Below are 19203 nucleotides of genomic sequence, written 5' to 3' on the forward strand. Positions count from 1 at the left end.
GCTCTGGAGTATGTTCGCGAAGAATGACGTGATGGAGCCTTGGACGCCGTCGTTCGCTTGTGAGACGAGACCGCAACCGGGCGGCCACCATCCGTCCAGGTCGCATTGAACCGGCATGACTGACTGGACCTAAAATCCGAGATTGAACGCCGACTGGGACCAGAGAATGTAGCCATTGATCCCGCCGAGTATCGCGGCCACCGGTCCTGTCCAAAGCAGGATCATGCCACCACCCGAAGCGAGCCTCGATGACTGGCTGAGCTTGCCTGCGAGGAGCATGGCGGCTCCGACGATCGCCACAATCGCGATCACAATGAAGGCTCCGACCAGGATGCCTCCGCCGATCAGTTTGAGCGATTCGAGAAAAGGGAAGTTCGTGTTTGGGGTGATGCCAGGATCCACCGCTGCCAGAAACATCGCGCGCTCCATCTGTCGTCTTCCAAGGGAATGAGGGGTTTGGGCTCACGACTTCATGGAGGTGGCGGGACGGGACGACATGACCGCACTGCTTAGTCGCGGCCGTTGAGGCAACTTCTGCGCGGTTTACTGTCCGGACTAGCTACAACCCCCGCCGAACCAGACGCAGTTTCGGCCGACGGGGTAAAGTCTGTTCTCGAAACCGTACAAGCATTTCAGCCGGGAGGCCTCTGATTTAGGAAACACCCCCGAGGCATGGAGCAGCAGCAGGAGGACTACCAAGTCTTAGTCCAGCAGCTCGGCGGCTCTGTCGTTGCTGCATATTCGGACAATGACCACAGCGCATACTCAGGCAAACCTCGTCCCGGCTACCTGGCGCTTGATGTCGGCACTCATACGGTGAAGGCTGGCCACTTTGACCTGGCTACACTGTCCGGCCGCGCAGTCGCTAAGACGCTCGCTGCATGGGCAGTGTACGAGGTCGAAACGTCCGCTGACCGGGTGAAAGCAACCAAGCTTCAGGCGGCCAAGGCAGGCACGTCGTCCGGTGGTAACCGCGCCTATGGCTGGAATCAGAACGGCATGACGCTCAGCGAGACAGAGGCTCCCATCGTCCGCGAGATAGAGGACGGATTCAAAAAGATCGCGCTCGACTTAAACGCCGGTCGATCCCCGCGGCCAAGGGCAAGATGTGTACAGCCATCAACGGCGCCAAACTCAAACGCCGCTATGGCATCCGAGAGCACAACGGCAAGCGTACGAAGCAGCCTGGACTCCCCTTACTCCGCAGTAGGTTCTAGTTTCGGGAAGAACGCTTATTCGAACATATATTCCCATTAGCCCTCAGCGTGTCTTGGCATGCTGACCTGCGGGTTTTCTTTGAGGACGCCTGTCCTTTTCGAAGCAAAGGCTGTCACGAGGGACCGACAGGATTGAGAATCGAATGTTTATTCTCATTGAGAGGGAGAACATGAGCCCGGAAGTGGTGCCCTTTTCGCCTTTGGCTGGTCGCTCACGGCTCGGCTCATGCTTGGCCCAGGGCGGCTCAGGTGGGCGGTGATGGTCTACTGGTGGATGTTTCCTTCAAGGTTCTGGGATGCTCGGCGCGTTCAATTACTGTGGCGGAGGACGCCCCCTCACCGGTCAGTTCAGGGGAGGGGTGCCCTGGGATGCTTCTGACTATGTCAACCCCTTCTTGGCCTCGGCTGGACGATCGCAGAATCTATATCTGGCCCCCCGCAGCCGTAGAGCGGTTCTGCCTCTCTCGGGCTTAGCCTTCTCCGTGGCCAGTTCAGGACGACGAAGAAGAGAACCATCGCCGTCACGCCCCTTGGCCTCCGGCTCTGCACAAACGCCCCGGTCCGCTTAGACCGCCCGAATGAATCACGGCCTGAAGCGGGCATCCTGACGAATTCAGCACCTCACTGGGACTGAACGTGACGCGCAGGGCGGTGCTCGGGTGGGCCGGATGTGACCTCATTGAGCGGGTGCCGTAAAGAGGCCATCAATATTTTGGTCTGCGGCGTAAAGATAGCGTCAAGACGGCCGTTCGGGGTGGATTTGGGGGGTTGACTGGCCATATCCGCTGTGGATGGCTTTGTCGAAAGGACTTTGTGATGGCTGATGTGGCTGTCGTTGCGATTCTCGTGGCGTGTATGGGTTTCGTGGTGTGGATTAGCGAGTTGGTGTCCAAATTGGTCGGCGCCCTGGGCGACGGGACGGGGACCGGCCGGTGACTTTCGACGCCGTGATGTGGTTTGTTCTGCTCGGGTCTGGCCTGGCTTTGCTCGGGTACCTGGTCGCAGCCCTGCTGCATCCCGAGAAGTGGTGAGCCGGACATGACATTCAATACCGTTTCGTTCCTTGTTCAGGTCGGTGTCCTGATCCTGGCCCTGGCCCTGCTGCACAAACCGCTCGGGGTCTATATGACCGGCGTTTTCACCGGCACGACAAACGCCCGCCCTGAACGGTTGTTCTACCGGCTCGCCGGCGTTGATGCCGACGCCGACCAGAAATGGTCGATATACCTACGCAGCGTCCTGGTGTTTTCGGCCGTGTCGATTCTCGTGGTGTTCGGGCTGCAGCGGCTCCAGGGTGTGCTGCCCGGCAACAACGGCCTTGCCGGGGTCGACCCGTGGGTTGCGATGAACACGGCCATTTCCTTTGTCACCAACACGAACTGGCAGACCTACGTTCCGGAGGCGACGGTCGGGATTGTCGTGCAGATGTGCCTGCTGGCGGTGCAGAACTTTCTCTCGGCCGCGGTCGGCGTCGTGGTGGTGCTTGCGCTGATCCGGGGCATCACCCGGACCAGGACGGACCGGTTGGGAAATTTCTGGGTCGATTTGGCGCGGACCTCGTTCCGTCTTCTGCTGCCGTTGGCCGTCCTGGCGGCCGTCACCATGGTGCTCGGGGGAGTGGTGCAGAATTTCTGGGCCACGGATGTGGTCAACCAGGCCACCGGAGTCCAGCAGAGCATCCCGGGTGGCCCGGTTGCTTCACAGGAGGCGATCAAGATCTTGGGGACCAATGGCGGCGGCTACTTCAACGCGAACTCCGCCCATCCGTTTGAGAACCCGAGCGTCTTTATCAGTCTCTTCCAGGTCTTCCTGTTGCTGCTTATTCCCTCCGCGCTGCCCTACACGTATGGGCGGATGGTCGGGGACCAGCGCCAGGGTTACACGATCGCTGCCGTCATGGGGACACTCTGGCTGGCCTCCACGGTCCTGATGGGATGGGGTGTGGCGGCAGCGCAGGGAAGTGCTACGGCTGCGGCCGGCGGGCTGGGGGAGGGTTTCGAGCAACGCTTTGGCGGCGCGCCGAGCGCCATTTACGCGGCCGCGACCACCCTTACTTCCACCGGAGCGGTGAATGTCGCGCATGACTCCCTGCCGCCGCTGGCCGGCGGGACGGCGATGCTGAACATGATGCTCGGTGAGGTCGCCCCGGGGGGTACCGGCTCGGGCCTGTACGGCATGCTGATCCTGGCCATCATCGCCGTGTTCATCGCCGGCCTGATGGTGGGGAGGACTCCGGAGTTCTTGGGCAAGAGGATCGGCCCCCGGGAGATGAAGCTGGCAGCGATGTATATCCTGGTCACCCCGGCCCTGGTTCTTGCCCTGACGGGCCTCACTGTCCTCGTTCCTGAGCAGGTGGCCAACGCTCCGTCCTCGGGGCCGCACAAGTTCAGCGAGATCCTCTACGCCTTCACCTCCGGGGCAAACAACAACGGCTCGGCGTTCGGCGGTATCACCACCTCAGGTCCCTACCTGTCGGCCCTGCTGGGCGTGGCGATGCTGCTGGGCCGGTTCCTGCCCATCGTCCTGGTCCTGGCGCTGGCCGGATCCCTCGCCCAGCAGCGCCGCATCCCGCAATCCTCCGGGACCGTGCCGACCCACGGGTGGCTGTTCGGGTCCCTGCTCCTGGCAGTGACGGTGATCCTGACCGCCTTGAGCTACTTCCCGGCCCTGGCCTTGGGGCCCCTGGCAGAAGGACTTATCCGATGACCCCGCAACGGGCAGATCTCCTCGTACCCACCCTCGCCGACGGCAATCCCCTCGGTACTCCGGGCGAGCACAAGCACCACACCAAGAAGCCGGCCCGGCTGACCCTAGCCTCCGTCCTGGAGGCCCTCCCATTGGCGGTCCGCAAACTCGCGCCGCGCCAGATGGTCCACTCACCGGTTATGTTCACGGTCCTGGCCGGGGCGGTGCTGTGCACTGCGATATGCATCGTCCGGCCGACGTTCTTCGGCATCGCCGTGACCGCCTGGCTGTGGCTGACCGTGCTGTTCGGAACGCTCTCGGAGGCCATCGCTGAGGGCCGCGGCAAGGCACAGGCCGACAGCCTGCGCGCCAGCCGGCAGGGCGTGATCGCCCACCGGCGCCTCGATGACGGTTCCACCGTGGACGTCGCCGGAACCGATCTGACGAAGGGCGACCTGGTGGTCTGCGAGGCAGGGGACACCATCCCCTCCGACGGCGAAATCATCGAGGGCCTGGCCAGCGTGGACGAATCCACCATCACCGGCGAATCCGCCCCGGTGATCAGGGAATCCGGCGGCGACCGCTCCTCAGTCACCGGCGGCACCAGGGTCCTGTCCGACCGGATCGTGATCCGCATCACGGCCGAACCCGGCCAGACCTTCATCGACCGGATGATCAGGCTGGTCGAGGGCGCCGTGCGGCAGAGAACCCCCAACGAAATCGCGTTGAACGTGCTGCTGGTCTCCCTGACCATCGTCTTTGTCCTGGTCACCATGGCCCTGGCCCCCTTCGCGGCGCTGGCCGGAGCGACACCGTCGCCCATCGTCCTGGTCGCGCTGCTGGTCTGCCTGATCCCGACGACCATCGGCGCCCTCGTGCCGGCCATCGGCATCGCCGGAATGGACCGGCTGGTCCAGCACAACGTCCTGGCCACCTCCGGGCGTGCCGTCGAAACCGCCGGCGACATCACCACCCTCCTGCTGGACAAGACCGGGACCATCACCTACGGCAACCGCCGGGCCGTGAACTTCCTCGCCGCCGAGGGCACCGGCAAGGAGACGCTGATCAGGATTGCCCGGCTCTCGAGCCTGGCCGACGCCACGCCGGAGGGCCGCTCCATCATCGATCTGGCCGCCGAGCAGGGAATCACCTCACCGTCGCTGGAAGAGCTGCAGCGAACCACGGACGGCTTCGACGTCGCAGAGTTCAGCGCCACCACACGGATGAGCGGCTTGGACCTGGACGGACAGATGATCCGCAAGGGGGCAGGTTCGGCCGTGACGGCCTTCGTCAAGGAATTCGGCGGGTCCGTTCCGCCGGAGATCGACGGCTACGTCCAGGCCATCTCGGCCCAGGGCGGTACCCCGCTCCTGGTCGCCCGCATTGATCCCGCCGTGCACGACGGCGCCCGGGCCCGGGTGCTGGGGGTCATTCATCTGGCCGATGTGGTCAAGCCCGGCATGCGGGACCGTTTCACCGAGCTGCGCCGGATGGGCATCAGGACCGTCATGATCACCGGCGACAACCCGGTGACCGCATCCGCCATCGCCGCCGAGGCCGGCGTGGATGACTACCTTGCCGAGGCCACACCGGAAGACAAACTCGCCGTCATCAAGAAAGAGCAGGACGCAGGACGCCTGGTGGCGATGACCGGAGACGGCACCAACGATGCCCCCGCGCTGGCAGCAGCCGACGTCGGGGTGGCCATGAACTCGGGAACCCCGGCCGCCAAGGAGGCGGCCAACATGGTGGATCTGGATTCAGACCCGACCAAGCTCATCAACATTGTTGGTATCGGAAAGCAGTTGCTCATCACGCGCGGGTCACTGACTACCTTTTCCGTCGCGAACGACGTCGCGAAGTATTTCGCCATCGTCCCCGCCCTGTTCACTGCCACGTTCCCGGGGCTGGGCCTGCTGAACATCATGGGCCTGTCCACGCCCGCCTCGGCCATCCTCTCGGCGGTGATCTTCAACGCCCTGATCATCATCGCCCTGGTCCCGCTGGCCCTGAAAGGGGTCAGGTACCGCGCCGTCTCGGCGCAGCAGGCCCTGGCCCGGAACCTGCTGATCTACGGGCTCGGCGGCCTGATCGCACCGTTCATCGGCATCAAGATCATCGACCTGTTCATCTCTCTCATCCCCGGCATCGGCTAGGAGCAACGCACCGTGAACACCTTTCTCGGCTACCTCAGGCAGGCAGGAACCGCCGTCCGGTTCCTGGCCCTGGCAACCCTTGTCCTGGGCCTGCTCTACCCGATCTCGGTCTTCGGCCTGGGCCAGGTCCTCGCCCCGGCCCAGGCCAACGGCTCGATCTTGAAGGATCCCGCCGGGCACCCGGCCGCGTCCGCCCTGATCGCCCAGACGTCCGCGGACGATCAGGGCGCCCAGGACCCGAAATGGTTCCACGCCCGCCCGTCCGCGGTGAAATGGGATCCGGCCTCATCCTCGGCCAGCAACCTCGGACCCAACGACCCGAACCTGACGAAGAATATCGAAGCCGCCAGGAAGACTGTTGCCGCTGCTGAGGGCACCGACCCGGCACGGGTGCCCGCCGACGCGGTCACCGCCAGCGGCTCCGGGCTGGACCCCTCCATCTCGGTGGCCTACGCACGCCTGCAGGTTCCCCGGGTCGCAGCGGCACACAGGCTAAGCGATGGCGACCTCCTGGCCCTGATCCAACGGAACACCACCTCTGGACTCGAAGCCTTCCTGGGCCAGCCTTCGGTGAACGTCACGACCCTGAATCTCGACCTCGCCGCCCGTTAACGGCCAGCACAAACCAACAAGCCACCAGTGAAAGAATGACGGCATGGCACGTGGAACGCTGCGGATCTTCCTCGGGGCAGCCCCCGGGGTCGGCAAGACCTTCGCCATGCTCGAAGAGGCCCACGGCCTGCAGGCTAAGGGCCACGACGTCGTCGTTGCGCTGGCGATGGACCACGGCCGCGCCGCCACCAGGGCGCTGCTGGCGGGCCTGGAAGTCGTCCCGCCCAAGGTTCTGACCTACAGGGGATCCGCGTTCGAAGAGATGGACATCGACGCGGTACTGGCCCGCCGACCAGCCACCGCGATCGTGGACGAGTACGCGCACTCCAACATCCCCGGCAGCCGCCACGATAAACGCTGGCAGGACATTGAAGAACTCCTGGGCGCCGGGATCAACGTCCACTCCACCGTGAACGTCCAGCATCTGGCCTCCCTCGGGGACGTGGTCAGCGCGATCGCCGGGGTCAAACAGGCCGAGACGGTCCCGGACGAGATCGTCCGGCGGGCGGACCAGATTGATCTGGTGGACATTTCTCCTGAACTCCTGCGCCAGCGCCTAAGCGAGGGCCTGATCTACGCCGCGGACAAGATCGATGCCGCGCTTTCGAACTACTTCAGGCTGGGCAACCTGGCTGCGCTGCGTGAACTGGCCCTGCTGTGGCTCGCGGACCGGGTGGACGAAGGGCTCTCCCGCTACCGCGCCGAGAACAACATCGACGCGACCTGGCCGGCCCGGCAGCGGATCGTCGTGGGACTGACCGGCGGCCCGGAGGGTGAGGTGCTGATCCGCCGCGCCGCCCGTGCCCTGATCCGGGTCAGCGGCGGGGACCTGCTCGCCGTCCATGTCCGGGACTCCGACGGCGTCACGAGTGAATCGCCGCAGTCGATTGAGGCGCAGCGCCAGCTCGTGGCGGACCTCGGGGGCAGCTTCCACACGGTTGCCGGCGACGACCCGGCGCAGGCGCTGCTGGACTTCGCCCGCAGCGTCAACGCCACCCAGATCGTCATCGGCGTGTCCCGGCATAAGGCCATGTCACGGTTTTTCGCCGGTGCCGGCATTGGAGCACGGGTCGTCCGGGGATCCGGGGACATTGACGTGCTTATGGTCTCCCACCCGCTCGGAGCCCAGGGGACAGGGGCCCGGCCCCGCGGGGCGCTGGGCCGGGCGCGGGTCGGAGCCGGATTCGCCCTGGCCGTGTTTCTGCCGGTCCTGCTGCAGCTGGTGCTCGGGCTGGCCCCGGAGCACAATGTGGCCACCGCCGCGCTGCTCCAGCTGACCGGTTCAGTCGCCGTGGCCCTGGTGGGTGGGCTGTGGCCGGCCGTCCTGGCCGCCCTGTGGAGCAGCCTGCTGGTGAACTACTTCTCCACCCCTCCCGTGGGCACACTGACCATCAGCGACCCCCAGAACGTTCTCGCCCTCCTGATATTCGTCGCAGTATCCGCCGCCGTGGCCCTTGTCGTGGACTATTCAGCCCGCCGCTCCAAGGAAGCAGCCCGCGCCCGAGTCGAAGCCATCACCCTCACTGAACTGGCACGCGGCGCGGTACGTTCCGCCGATTCACTGACCGCACTGCTGGAACAGGCCGTGGACGTCTTCCAGGTCCGCAGTGCAGCCCTCTTCACTGCGGCTTCCGGGGGCAACCAGGGCGCCCCCGCCGGGAGCGACGCCGCGTGGCAGCGTGTTGCCGTTGCCGGCGACAATCCCCCCGAGTCACCGACCGAAGCTGAAAATGTCGAGCCCATCGACGCCGCCACCGCGCTTGTCCTCGCGGGCCGGACCCTGCCAGCCAGCGACAGGCGCCTCCTGGGCGCATTCGCCGCCCACGTGACTGCGCTTCGGGAACGTCAGCAACTGAGCGTCAGCAGGCGCGAGAACCTCCGCCTGGCGGAGGGCAACACCATGCGCACCGCAATCCTCCGTGCCGTCTCCCACGATCTGCGCACACCCCTGACCGGGATCAAGCTTGCCGTCAGCAGCCTGCGCCAGACCGGTGTCCGTTTCACCCCTGCGGAGGAGGAAGAAATGCTGGCCACCATCGAGGACTACACCGACAGGCTGGACCAGCTCGTCGGGAACCTGCTGGATATGTCGAGGATCACCAGCGACGCAGCCAATCCGCTGCTCCGGCCACTGCGCTGGTACGAGGTCCTCCCCGCCGCCCTGCGGGGCGTCCCGGAGGGAACGGTGCGGGTGGACCTGGCACCAAACCTGCCCGAAGTCGACGCCGACGCCGGGATGCTCGAGAGGGTCATCGCCAACATCGTCGAAAACGCGCATAAATACGCACCCGACTCGGACATCGTTATCGTCGGGACCGCCGGGGGGCTGGGCAGCGCCACGATCGACGGCCGGCCAACCGGTGAGCTGCGAATCATCGACCACGGGCAAGGCATCCCCGCCGAAAGCGTCGTGGCGATGTTCAGACCCTTCCAGAGGCTTGACGACATCCCCTCCACCACCGGAGTCGGCCTCGGTCTGGCCGTGGCCAAGGGATTCCTTGAAGCCATGGGAGGCACCCTCACCGCAGAGCAGACTCCCGGCGGTGGTCTCACCATGGTCATCCGCCTGCCCCTGTCCACCGGCGCACCCTGGGAGGGCACACCGGACGCGGCAGCAGCCCGGCCACAATCAGGGCTCAAACCTTGGAATACACCGGAGCTTCATCTGCCCGGAGAGGTGAAAAACACCCCATGATCTCGGTGCTGATCGTCGATGACGAGGCGCAGATCCTGCGCACCCTGGAAATCAACCTGCGCGCCCGCGGCTACACCGTCTACACCGCCGACGACGGTGCCTCGGCCCTGCACGAAGCCGCCCGCCACCCGGTGGATGTCATCATCCTGGACCTGGGACTCCCTGACATCGACGGGGTAGAGGTCATCCGGAGACTTCGCAGCTGGACCCCGACGCCCGTCATCGTCCTCTCAGCACGCCACGGCTCGGACGACAAGGTCGGCGCCCTGGACGCCGGGGCCGATGACTACATCACCAAACCCTTCGGCCTGGAGGAACTGCTGGCCCGGCTGCGGGCCGTGTCCCGCCGCACGGCCGAAACCCAGGACATGCCACCCGTCACCACCGCGGCATTTACCGTGGACCTTGCCCGCCGCCGCGTCAGCCGGGACGACCAGGAGATCCGTTTGACACCCATCGAATGGAGCATTCTGGAAATACTCATTCGCAACCCCGAAAAGCTGGTCACCCAGCAACAGCTCCTGACACAGATCTGGGGCCCCACCTACGTCAGGGAAACGCAGTATCTGCGCGTTTACATGGCCCAGCTGCGGCGCAAACTCGAACTGGAACCGGCCACCCCCCGGCATCTGCTGACCGAAGCCGGCGTCGGCTACCGGTTCATCCCCTGACCACAAGCGTCCTTTGACGGACGCCGCGCCGGCGTCCGTCAACCTGCCTGGTCTCGGGCCGCTCCGGAGCCGAACATGCCGGGGCTCAGGGGGGCGTTAAGAATGCGTTAGGCGGGCATCAAGAAAGCGTAAAGAGCGGCGTCCCGTCGCTCGGGCGGTGTTACGGTCGGCAGTGATCGCGGCGCGGTGCGCCGCGCGGAAAGGCACAAATGACCACGTTGAGCAGGCCCCCCGCGGACCCCTCGGCCCGGCGGCCGACAGGAATGGCCTCGTTGAGGGGCTGGCTCCTGTTCGGTCTCCAGGACAGCAAGGGAACCCATCAGGGCCCCGGCGCCGTGAGCGACGCCCACCTGAAAAAACATTCGTGGTGGCAGGTCATGTGCCTTACCGGCGTGGACTACTTCTCCACCCTCGGCTACCAGCCCGCCATCGCCGCCCTGGCCGCCGGGGTAATTTCCCCGCTGGCCACCCTCGTGCTCGTCGCCGTCACCTTGCTCGGCGCCCTTCCCGTCTACCGCAGGGTCGCGGGCGAAAGCCCCCGCGGCGAGGGATCCATCGCGATGCTCGAACGCCTGATGCCGCGGTGGGGCGGAAAACTTGTCGTCCTGATCCTGCTGGGGTTCGCCGCGACGGACTTCATGATCACCATGACCCTCTCCGCAGCAGACGCCACCGCACACCTCATCCAGAACCCCATTGTTCCGGGCTGGCTGCAGGGGCAAAACGTCCTGGTCACCCTCTTTCTGCTGGCTCTGCTGGCCGCGGTGTTCCTGCGCGGCTTCAAGGAAGCCATCGGCGTCGCCGTCACCCTGGTGGTGCTCTATCTGGGCCTGAACGTCGTGGTCGTGGCCGTGACGCTCTTCGAGGTTTTCACCCATCCCTTGTCCGTCGGCGAATGGTGGCGGGCACTGTCTACCTCGCACGGTGACTGGTTCATGGTGGTCGGCATCGCACTGCTGGTCTTTCCGAAGCTCGCCCTTGGCCTGTCAGGTTTCGAGACCGGTGTTGCCGTCATGCCCCAGATCCAAGGCCGCCCGGAGGATACCGAGGAAAGCCCTGCAGGCCGGATCAAAGGCGCCCGGCGGCTGCTGACCAGCGCAGCGGTCATCATGAGCGCGTTTCTGATCACGACCAGCTTCATCACCGTCGTCCTGATCCCCGCCCAGGAGTTCGAACCCGGCGGGCAGGCCAACGGCCGTGCCCTGGCGTTCCTGGCGCACGAGTACCTTGGCGTCGGGTTCGGGACGGTCTATGACATCAGCACCATCGCCATCCTCTGGTTCGCCGGCGCCTCCGCCATGGCCGGGCTGCTCAATCTTGTCCCGCGGTACCTCCCCCGCTACGGCATGGCCCCAGGCTGGGCCAAAGCCGTCCGCCCGCTCGTCCTGGTATTCACCCTGGTCGGGTTCCTCATCACCTTCCTCTTCGATGCCGACGTCGACGCCCAGGGCGGCGCCTATGCAACCGGTGTGCTGGTACTGATGACCTCAGCGTCGGTCGCGGTGACCTTGTCGGCCCGGCGCCGGAAACAGCCCAAGCGCACAGTAGGCTTCGGGATTATCTCCGTGGTGTTCATCTACACAACCATCGCCAACATCTTTGAACGGCCAGAAGGTATCCGTATCGCCGCCGTGTTTATCCTCAGCATCATCGTGATCTCCTTGCTGTCCCGGGTTCGGCGGTCCTTCGAACTGCACGCTACCCACGTCCATCTGGACCGGGAAGCCCTGGAGTTTATGTCCGAGGTGCTGGACGGGCCACTGGCCATCATTTCCCACGAACCGCTCCGCCTGAGTGCGGAGGCCTACCGGGAGAAGCTGAGCTCGGCGGTCGAGGTCAGTCACCTGCCCGTGGACCAGCAGCAGGCACTGTTCCTGGAAGTGATTGTGGACGATTCCTCCGACTTCGAAACGGCACTCGAAGTCCGGGGCGTGGTCCGCCACGGCTACCGGATCCTGGAGGTCCACGGACCGGTGGTGCCGAACACCATTGCCTCCGTACTCCTGCACATCCGGGACGTGACCGGGCTGATGCCACACATCTACTTCCGCTGGACCGAAGGCAATCCCGTCATCAACCTTCTGCGATTCCTGTTCCTGGGTGAGGGGGAGATCGCCCCCGTCACCCGGGAAGTGCTGCGCGAAGCCGAACCTGACGTGACCAAACGCCCCTGGGTCCACGTCGGCTGACTACAGACCAGCACATGCCATCACCATGGTCCGGGGCGGCTTCGGAGTCGCCGGCCGGCCGTGAACCCACTAAAGCCGGAGTCCATTGGCCGACGTCTGGGGCCAGCACCAGCAAACCCAAGGGACAGGGCTCTCCATGGGTCATCGGACGTCTGCCGTGAACTGGGGGGATGTGGGCGCTGCCCTGTTTTTCGTGGGAACAACCGGATTGGTGATCTGGCTTGTCGTTTCCCTCATCCGTTCAACCAAGTAGAGGCGGAGCTTGCCGATGGACTGGCATCAAGGGGATGCAGAGGGTGGAGTGAGGTTCGCTGCGCCGCCTGACGCCGTGGAGGGTTACGATGGCCGCGGAGTGGAGGGCGCCGCATACCGGCCCCGGGCGGGCTATCTCTTCAGGGACGAGGCCGGAAACACTTGGTGGATTATTTTCCAGATAGCTCCTGGCCCGGGTTCCCACGGATCCAAAGTTCGTGGAGATGTCCTGGCCTGCAGCGCAGCCTACGACGAGCTCGTTCACGTGCGGGTGCTGGCTCCCGACGTGCTCCGTGTCGAAGCTGATGCTGCCTTCCGCCAGAACACACCGTTCAGCTATGAGGAAGCCGCAGAGGTTGCCGCCAGTATCCCCCCGAGCTGACACGTAGGTCCGTTCCCGTGAGGGCACTGAGGCGACGGGCCCCAGCAGGACGCTCCGGTTCAACCCGACATGACGGGCGGCCTGAGCCCGCGCCTGACGCGAAACCTGGCGGAGGTAGGTCGTCCGACCTCATGTGCCGTGCGCCTCACGCGCACGGCACTCGTTTCTTACGGCGTCGGAAACCCGCAATCCGATTTGCTGCGTCAGCCCCTTGCGCGGTCGCTACACAGTGTTACTATCTAGTGGTAGTCAGTAACACTGAGTAGCTGAGGGAGGGTTCCATGGGCAAGCAGATGACCGAGATGCTCAAGGGCACGCTTGAGGGCGTCGTTCTCGCGATCCTGGCCGTGCGGCCGGCGTACGGATATGAGATCACGGCCCGGCTGCGTGACCAGGGCTTCTCCGACATCGTCGAGGGCACCGTCTATGCGCTCCTGATCAGGATCGAACAGCGCGGCCTCGTGGACGTGGCGAAGGTCCCGTCCGAGAAGGGGCCGCCGCGCAAGGTCTACTCGCTGAACACATTGGGCGGCGAGTACCTCGAAGAGTTCTGGCGGACCTGGACCTTCCTCGCAGAACGGATCGAACAGCTCCACCACCACATCGAACACCCGCAGGAAGAAGGAGAGTAATCATGGCGGCAAAGTGGATTGAGGCCCTCACCGGGTCGCTCGAGCAGAAGAAGCACTACAAGCAGTACGTGGCCCGGATCGAGGCCCTCTCCGAACCGTACAACAGCGCCGCGAAGGCGTTCCAGCGATACTTCATGTACTACGGGGTGGTCACCGACGGTGACACCCTCATCACGATGTTCGGCGACTTCGCCGACCTCTGGGAGCGTGCCGCCGCCGACGGCACGCCGGTGCGCGCGATCGTCGGCGACGACCCGGTCGAGTTCGCCGAGACGTTCGCCCAGGCCTACTCCGGCAAGCAGTGGATCGACAAGGAGCGCAAGCGCCTGACCGACGCCATCGATCAGGCCGCCTCCGACCAGGCGGGACCGCGCCAAGGAACGGAGAACCAGATATGACCGCCAACCAGGCCCTCGAACCCGCGATCCGGGTGCAGGGCATCGAGAAGTCGTTCAAGGACCTACACGTGCTGCGGGGCGTCAACTTAGACGTGATGGCGGGGAGCATCTTCGCGCTGCTCGGCTCGAACGGTGCGGGCAAGACTACACTGGTGCGGATCCTGTCGACGCTGCTGAAGGCCGACGCGGGCACCGCCACGGTGCACGGCTTCGACGTCGCCGCGAAGCCCGGCGACGTGCGCGAATCGATCAGCCTGACCGGCCAGTTCGCCGCGGTAGATGAAGTGCTCACCGGCCGGGAGAACCTCGTGCTGATCGCCAAGCTGCGTCACCTGAAGAACCCGGATGCGATAGCGGACGACCTGCTCGCCCGCTTCTCGCTCACCGAAGCAGGCAGCCGCAAGGCATCGACATACTCGGGCGGCATGCGACGCCGGCTCGACATCGCGATGAGCCTGATCGGCAACCCACCGATCATCTTCCTCGACGAGCCGACGACGGGGCTCGACCCCCAGGGGCGCGTCGAGGTGTGGCAAACCGTCAAGGAACTCGCCAAGGGCGGCACGACCGTGCTGCTGACCACCCAGTACCTCGATGAGGCCGAGCAGCTGGCAGACCGGATCGCCATCCTGCACAAGGGCACGATCATCCAGAACGGCACCCTCACCGAACTCAAGCGACTCCTCCCGCCCGCCAAGGTCGAGTACGTCGAGAAGCAGCCCTCCCTCGAGGACGTCTTCCTCGCCCTCGTCGGTGACACCGGCGAAACCGACACCGCTGACGACCCCACCGACGGCACGGTCCCGGCAGGAAAGGACCTCCGATGACCACCCACGTCCTCAGCGACACCGGCGTCCTCACCAGCCGCTCGCTGCGCCACATCCTCCGAAGCCCCGACACGATCATCACCACAGCGGTCACCCCGATCGCACTGATGCTGCTGTTCGTATACGTCTTCGGTGGCGCGATCAACACCGGATCCGACCAGTCCTACATCAACTACATGCTCCCCGGCATCCTGCTCATCACGATTGCGTCCGGCATTGCGTACACCGCCTACCGGTTGTTCCTCGACTTGCAGGGCGGCATCTTCGACCGCTTCCAGTCCATGCCGATCGCGAGGTCGAGCGTGCTCTGGGCGCATGTGCTCACCTCCCTGGTCGCGAATCTGGTCTCGGTCGCGATCGTCATCGGCGTCGCGCTGATCATGGGGTTCCGCACCGGGGCATCCATTGGCGTCTGGCTCGCCGTCGCCGGCATCCTGATCCTGTTCACCCTCGCGCTGACCTGGCTCGCCGTGATCGCCGGGCTCTCGGCGAAGACTGTCGACGGCGCGAGTGCGTTCAGCTACCCGCTGATCTTCCTGCCGTTCATCAGCTCGGCGTTCGCGCCCACCGACTCGATGCCCGGCCCGGTCGCATGGTTCGCCGAGAACCAGCCCGTGACATCCATCGTGAACACCATCCGGGCCCTGTTCGCCCAGGAACCCGTCGGCAGTGACATCTGGATCGCCCTCGCCTGGCTTGTCGGCACTCTCGTCGTCGCCTACGCCTTCGCGACCGCCATCTACCGCCGCAAAATCAGCTGAGGCCGAACGCTGCTCGCGGCAGGGGCACTCCGCGCCGAACGATTCCGCCCGCCTCCCCCTCACGGGAAGCGGGCGGAGTCGCTGCTCACGTCAGGGAAGCCGCAAACGCATGAGGTCAGGGTCGGGCGTCGCGCAGCGCCCCATGCGCTCGTGCCAGCCGATCTTGTAGGCGGCGGTTCTCGTCCGTGAGCTGCTGGATGCGTTGGTGGGCAAGCTGAAGCCGCCGTTGCATCGATGTCTCGGACGCTCGAACAGACGACCCCGTAGGCGACGTTCTACCCGGTCGTTTCCGCTGCTGGAGCCGCTCCAACAGGTCCGGCTGGGTGTAAAGCCAAGACCGTGACACGCCCGCTGTTCTGGCCAGCTCGCTGACGCTTGCGGGTTGTGTCGTTTGGTCAAGTTGCTTGAGCGCCTCCTCTGCCCGTTGACGCGCTTTGTCTGATCGGTGGCGTGCGGCGGCCAGGAGGTGATGGGTGTTGTCAGTTCGCATCGTTGCTGCCCCCGTCCCGGGTGCTTTGGATGGTGCCGATGATGCTTTCCAGGTTGGCCGCGACGTGTCGGTTCATTTCGACGACTCGCGTTTGCCCTGCCGTTTCAGCGTGGGCGATGAGTCTTTTGGTGGAGCGCAGATGGTCGAGGTGCTCGGTCAGGAAGTCGGGGGTGGTGATGAATACCGGGCAGGTCAGGCATGCGTTGGCGTGCGGGCAGGCCTGTTGCAGTGGCAGTCCGCAGTACCCGTTGGGCAGGGCCATGGTGACCCGGCCCAGATTTTCTTTCATCCAGGCCGCGTCGTTGATCGCGTCATCGTGCCCGGGGCTGAGGATTTGGCCGTGGATGTTGATCTTCCGGGCTTGTTCCCAGTGCCGCCGCACGGTTTCGTCCTTCAGCCGGGCGTAGCGGGCGGTCATCTCGTGGGATTCATGGTCCAGCAACCGGCGGACCACTTCCTGCGGGACGTCAGCGTTGATGAGCCGTGTCGCGTAAGTGTGGCGGAGCTGATGGGCTGTGAAGCGGAACGTGCGGCCCTGTTCATCATGCAGCCCGATCGTCGTCTGCCAGGCCTGGATGAGGCCGGCGGCGGTTCCGGGGTTCCATGGCCGGTCGCCGCTTCGGGAGTTCGGAGCCGGGGCAAGGTAGCGGGCCTCCGGCATGACGGCTCGGACGGCAAGCTTTTGCTGGTTGATCGCGGCCGCGAGTTCGTCGTCGATCGGTAAGGTCGCCTCGCGGGACATCTTGTGGTTGAAGTAGCGCAAGTAGGGGGCGTTCTGGTTGTCGTTGAGGAGACAGTCGATTTCCAGCCGGTACGTATCGGCCAGGCGAAGCCCGGTGCGGATGAGTATCTGCATCATGAGCCGGTGCGGCTGCTCCAGTTGCTCGAGCGCTTTGGTGTCTTCGATTTGGGCCATGACGAACTCAGGAAGTGCCCGGGGCAGTGCTGCCGGGCGGCGGGGATGGTCGCCCATTCGGATCCCGGCAGATGGCGGCAGCGCCGGTTCCCAGTTGTTTTCGCGTACAGCGCGGAGGAACAGGGCGGTCGAGCTCAGGGAGTAGCTGCGGCTGGCGGGACCGAGGCGGAGCCGAAGCAACAGGTTGAGGTAGACCTCGATGCATTCGCGGGTGAAGTCCTGCACCGCGCCGTTGGACCCGGCGTGTTCGGTGAAGGCGTCAGCCAGGCGCTGCAGGGCTGTCATGTCGCGGTTGAGCTGGGAATAGCTCGTGCCGGTGGAGATCCGCCAGCGCATGAACCGCTTCGCGAGCAGCCTCAGCCACGGCTGCGGCATGGTGCTGAACCGCAACCTGCCCTGCTGGCCTGTCCTGCCCCTGAATCCCATGACCTCAAGCCGCCAAACATCGCGCTCGAACTCCGAGGACGCATTGGGCGGTTCCAGAAAATGTTCCAGAGCCGAGGACAGTGCTGCGTGTGTCCGGCGTACCGCCGACGGAGCATCTTGAAGTTGGGTGCTTTCCGCGCCGGAATCGGTCAGTAACGATCCGGCCTCCGTTTGTCTCAGCCTGCCGAGCAGGCTGCGGAGGTCCTGTAAGCGGAACCGTTGCCGATCCCTGGGGCTGGAAGCCAGGAGCTGGATGGCCAAGGCCAGCTCAATGCGTAGCCTGTCCGGCAAGCCGCCCAGATCCAACCTTTCAGGCCTGGTTGGTGGCCCCGATAAGGCACGGAATTTATCTAGACCGGGCTGGCCGAGTTTGTTCCATCGGTAGAGGTGCGTCTGGCAGAGCTGCTTGGTACTGAGGAACCGGGCGCACCCGCCAATGCTGCAGAGCGGGAACAGGTTTCCCGCCAGCTCAGCGTCATCGAGCACAATCACAGTGGCATCAAACCGGGGTGAAAGGGCCAGGCGCATCCGCGGTAGGGCGTCGCCCGGGCCGGTGGAACCACCGCTGAATTCACGCCGGGTCATCAGCCGTCCCCCTTTTTGTTCGGACCGAAAGTATCACCGTCGGCCTCCGGATTGTCAGGCAGCCAGCCCGCCGATGCCAGCGCCTTCCGCACGTGCCGGATGTCGAGGTGGGAATAGGTGTCGATCGTGGTCGCGACCGATGAGTGGCCCAGCAGTTTCTGGACCACCTCAGACGGGACGTTCCGGCGGAGCAGGTCGGTGGCATACGTGTGGCGGAACTGGTGCGGCGTGAAGTGAAACCCCGTGCGGGCCCTCAGCCGGGAGACCAGATCAAGGACCGCCTGATAAGTCATCGGACGGCCCACGGGCTCCGACCAAAGATTCACAAAGACATAGTCGCAATCCAGCGTTCCGTACTCGTCGAACAGGTAATCGGCAAATATCCGCACCAGACCGGCCTGGACGGGAATGTCACGGTCGCCGGTCTTGGCCCTGGCGTTGTTGGCGTTCCGCCGGGACCGCACCCTGACGATGCACGCAGCGGAGTCAATGTCCTCATGCCGAAGCCCAAGTGCTTCACCGATCCTCATCCCGGATCCAGCCAGCAAGCCGAAGAGCAACCGGTCCCGCAGGTGATCGCACGCATCAAGGACCGCCGATACCTGACCCGGGTTGAGCGTCCGCGGTGTCCGGGCCGGCGTTCTCCGCTTTAGTTCCTTCCCCGGCCGGGCCGAACCGCCAAGATGGGCAAGCAGCGGCTTCCATGCTCCACTGCGGCCACGCCGGCCTGTCAGCGGCATGAACTCGAAGGCCGCCCCATGTTGCTGATGAAACTGGTAGAACGACCCGACGGCGGATAACTTGCGGTTGATCGTCGTCGCCGAACAATGCTCCGCCCGGTTCGTCAGGTGCCGCAGTTGTCCCGACCGCTCGGCGGGAGCGAGGCTCAGCCAGTTGGCGAAGCGGCCAAGGTCCTCCAACTGCACGTCCCGCCACCGAACCTGGGACTGCTCGAGAAAGGTGAAGAAGTCCCGCAGATCGAAGGCATAAGACCTTACCGTCCCGGGCGACCGGTCCACGGCGCCCAGATGCGCAAGGAAACGGTCAACTGGAGCGACGACGTCATACGAGGGGTCGGTGACGGTCCAGGACTCCTCTCCATCGGGCTGAATCACTCGTTGAACGGACCAGGGCATGGCGGCTCCCTCCTTGGAAACAGGTTCCTATGGCGGCATCCGGTCTAACAGGTCCAATCGACTGAACCGTGAACTCGTGGACAACACTCCAGATAACGCTTCCGATAAGCCGGGCGTGACTGTCGCAGGCCGCCCGTAGGCTACGTCAAAGACATCCAGCCAAGGGCTGAAGG

Annotated in this window: 17 protein-coding genes; 13 read left to right on the top strand and 4 right to left on the bottom strand. The window is 64.8% G+C overall.

Annotated elements, in window-relative coordinates; translation table 11 throughout:
* Positions 1–129: 129 nt before the first annotated feature.
* On the bottom strand, positions 130–417 hold the full coding sequence (locus LQ144_RS00500; RefSeq protein ID WP_230116616.1) for a hypothetical protein: 288 nt from the start codon (positions 415–417) through the stop codon (positions 130–132).
* Positions 418–672: 255 nt separating this feature from the next.
* Here LQ144_RS00500 and LQ144_RS00505 point away from each other — a divergent pair, with 255 nt between their 5' ends.
* The 13 genes from LQ144_RS00505 (at position 673) to LQ144_RS00565 (ending at position 15477) form a co-directional block, all read left to right on the top strand.
* Complete coding sequence (locus LQ144_RS00505) at positions 673–1257, top strand: hypothetical protein (protein ID WP_230116617.1); 585 nt, start codon at positions 673–675, stop codon at positions 1255–1257.
* Positions 1258–2149: 892 nt separating this feature from the next.
* Complete coding sequence (locus LQ144_RS00510; RefSeq protein ID WP_230116618.1) at positions 2150–2248, top strand: potassium-transporting ATPase subunit F; 99 nt, start codon at positions 2150–2152, stop codon at positions 2246–2248.
* A 7-nt stretch (positions 2249–2255) separates the two neighbouring features.
* The gene (kdpA, locus tag LQ144_RS00515; protein ID WP_230116619.1) at positions 2256–3923 is read left to right on the top strand and encodes a potassium-transporting ATPase subunit KdpA; all 1668 of its coding nucleotides are present in this window, start codon (positions 2256–2258) and stop codon (positions 3921–3923) included.
* The gene (kdpB, locus tag LQ144_RS00520; RefSeq protein ID WP_230116620.1) at positions 3920–6058 is read left to right on the top strand and encodes a potassium-transporting ATPase subunit KdpB; all 2139 of its coding nucleotides are present in this window, start codon (positions 3920–3922) and stop codon (positions 6056–6058) included. The genes kdpA and kdpB overlap by 4 nt, the downstream gene beginning before the upstream one ends.
* 12 nt (positions 6059–6070) lie before the next feature.
* On the top strand, positions 6071–6670 hold the full coding sequence (locus tag LQ144_RS00525) for a potassium-transporting ATPase subunit C (protein ID WP_230116621.1): 600 nt from the start codon (positions 6071–6073) through the stop codon (positions 6668–6670).
* A gap of 43 nt (positions 6671–6713) precedes the next feature.
* On the top strand, positions 6714–9365 hold the full coding sequence (locus tag LQ144_RS00530; RefSeq protein WP_230116622.1) for a DUF4118 domain-containing protein: 2652 nt from the start codon (positions 6714–6716) through the stop codon (positions 9363–9365).
* Positions 9362–10036, top strand: coding sequence for a response regulator (locus LQ144_RS00535; protein ID WP_230116623.1), 675 nt, complete (start codon positions 9362–9364; stop codon positions 10034–10036). Before LQ144_RS00530 ends, LQ144_RS00535 begins: the two co-directional genes overlap by 4 nt.
* Before the next feature lie 209 nt (positions 10037–10245).
* On the top strand, positions 10246–12225 hold the full coding sequence (locus LQ144_RS00540; protein ID WP_230116624.1) for an amino acid transporter: 1980 nt from the start codon (positions 10246–10248) through the stop codon (positions 12223–12225).
* 268 nt (positions 12226–12493) lie between these two features.
* Entirely contained in the window at positions 12494–12859 is a 366-nt protein-coding gene (locus tag LQ144_RS00545) for a hypothetical protein (RefSeq protein WP_230116625.1), read from the top strand.
* 281 nt (positions 12860–13140) lie between these two features.
* Positions 13141–13491, top strand: a complete 351-nt coding sequence (locus tag LQ144_RS00550) for a PadR family transcriptional regulator (RefSeq protein WP_230116626.1) — start codon at positions 13141–13143, stop codon at positions 13489–13491.
* A 2-nt stretch (positions 13492–13493) separates the two neighbouring features.
* Positions 13494–13889: a DUF1048 domain-containing protein gene (locus LQ144_RS00555; RefSeq protein ID WP_230116627.1), complete on the top strand. Its 396-nt coding sequence runs from the start codon at positions 13494–13496 to the stop codon at positions 13887–13889.
* The gene (locus LQ144_RS00560) at positions 13886–14716 is read left to right on the top strand and encodes an ATP-binding cassette domain-containing protein (RefSeq protein ID WP_230116628.1); all 831 of its coding nucleotides are present in this window, start codon (positions 13886–13888) and stop codon (positions 14714–14716) included. Before LQ144_RS00555 ends, LQ144_RS00560 begins: the two co-directional genes overlap by 4 nt.
* Positions 14713–15477 (top strand): ABC transporter permease, encoded by a 765-nt coding sequence (locus LQ144_RS00565; protein ID WP_230116629.1) that lies wholly within the window; start codon positions 14713–14715, stop codon positions 15475–15477. Before LQ144_RS00560 ends, LQ144_RS00565 begins: the two co-directional genes overlap by 4 nt.
* A gap of 115 nt (positions 15478–15592) precedes the next feature.
* On the opposite strand, the gene LQ144_RS23035 is transcribed toward LQ144_RS00565, so the two are convergent.
* From LQ144_RS23035 to LQ144_RS00575, 3 genes are read right to left on the bottom strand one after another with little or no spacing between them, the layout of a single operon-like run.
* Complete coding sequence (locus LQ144_RS23035; protein ID WP_354962061.1) at positions 15593–15967, bottom strand: DUF6262 family protein; 375 nt, start codon at positions 15965–15967, stop codon at positions 15593–15595.
* Positions 15957–17894 (bottom strand): tyrosine-type recombinase/integrase, encoded by a 1938-nt coding sequence (locus tag LQ144_RS00570; RefSeq protein WP_230116630.1) that lies wholly within the window; start codon positions 17892–17894, stop codon positions 15957–15959. The genes LQ144_RS23035 and LQ144_RS00570 overlap by 11 nt, the downstream gene beginning before the upstream one ends.
* Positions 17894–19030 (bottom strand): site-specific integrase, encoded by a 1137-nt coding sequence (locus LQ144_RS00575; RefSeq protein ID WP_230116631.1) that lies wholly within the window; start codon positions 19028–19030, stop codon positions 17894–17896. The genes LQ144_RS00570 and LQ144_RS00575 overlap by 1 nt, the downstream gene beginning before the upstream one ends.
* Positions 19031–19203 lie beyond the last annotated feature (173 nt).

The organism is Arthrobacter sp. Bi83, from assembly GCF_918698095.1.
In the GTDB taxonomy this organism is placed as follows: domain Bacteria; phylum Actinomycetota; class Actinomycetes; order Actinomycetales; family Micrococcaceae; genus Arthrobacter.

Excerpts from the sequence above, each read along its gene's own strand:
- LQ144_RS00565 (WP_230116629.1), top strand. The coding sequence starts at position 14,713 with ATGACCACCCACGTCCTCAGCGACACCGGCGTCCTCACCAGCCGCTCG.
- LQ144_RS00500 (WP_230116616.1), bottom strand. The coding sequence starts at position 417 with ATGTTTCTGGCAGCGGTGGATCCTGGCATCACCCCAAACACGAACTTC.
- LQ144_RS00530 (WP_230116622.1), top strand. The coding sequence starts at position 6,714 with ATGGCACGTGGAACGCTGCGGATCTTCCTCGGGGCAGCCCCCGGGGTC.
- LQ144_RS00540 (WP_230116624.1), top strand. The coding sequence starts at position 10,246 with ATGACCACGTTGAGCAGGCCCCCCGCGGACCCCTCGGCCCGGCGGCCG.
- LQ144_RS00575 (WP_230116631.1), bottom strand. The coding sequence starts at position 19,030 with ATGCCCTGGTCCGTTCAACGAGTGATTCAGCCCGATGGAGAGGAGTCC.
- LQ144_RS00505 (WP_230116617.1), top strand. The coding sequence starts at position 673 with ATGGAGCAGCAGCAGGAGGACTACCAAGTCTTAGTCCAGCAGCTCGGC.
- LQ144_RS00560 (WP_230116628.1), top strand. The coding sequence starts at position 13,886 with ATGACCGCCAACCAGGCCCTCGAACCCGCGATCCGGGTGCAGGGCATC.
- LQ144_RS00550 (WP_230116626.1), top strand. The coding sequence starts at position 13,141 with ATGGGCAAGCAGATGACCGAGATGCTCAAGGGCACGCTTGAGGGCGTC.
- LQ144_RS00545 (WP_230116625.1), top strand. The coding sequence starts at position 12,494 with ATGGACTGGCATCAAGGGGATGCAGAGGGTGGAGTGAGGTTCGCTGCG.
- LQ144_RS00555 (WP_230116627.1), top strand. The coding sequence starts at position 13,494 with ATGGCGGCAAAGTGGATTGAGGCCCTCACCGGGTCGCTCGAGCAGAAG.
- LQ144_RS00535 (WP_230116623.1), top strand. The coding sequence starts at position 9,362 with ATGATCTCGGTGCTGATCGTCGATGACGAGGCGCAGATCCTGCGCACC.
- kdpB (WP_230116620.1), top strand. The coding sequence starts at position 3,920 with ATGACCCCGCAACGGGCAGATCTCCTCGTACCCACCCTCGCCGACGGC.
- LQ144_RS00570 (WP_230116630.1), bottom strand. The coding sequence starts at position 17,894 with ATGACCCGGCGTGAATTCAGCGGTGGTTCCACCGGCCCGGGCGACGCC.
- LQ144_RS23035 (WP_354962061.1), bottom strand. The coding sequence starts at position 15,967 with ATGCGAACTGACAACACCCATCACCTCCTGGCCGCCGCACGCCACCGA.
- kdpA (WP_230116619.1), top strand. The coding sequence starts at position 2,256 with ATGACATTCAATACCGTTTCGTTCCTTGTTCAGGTCGGTGTCCTGATC.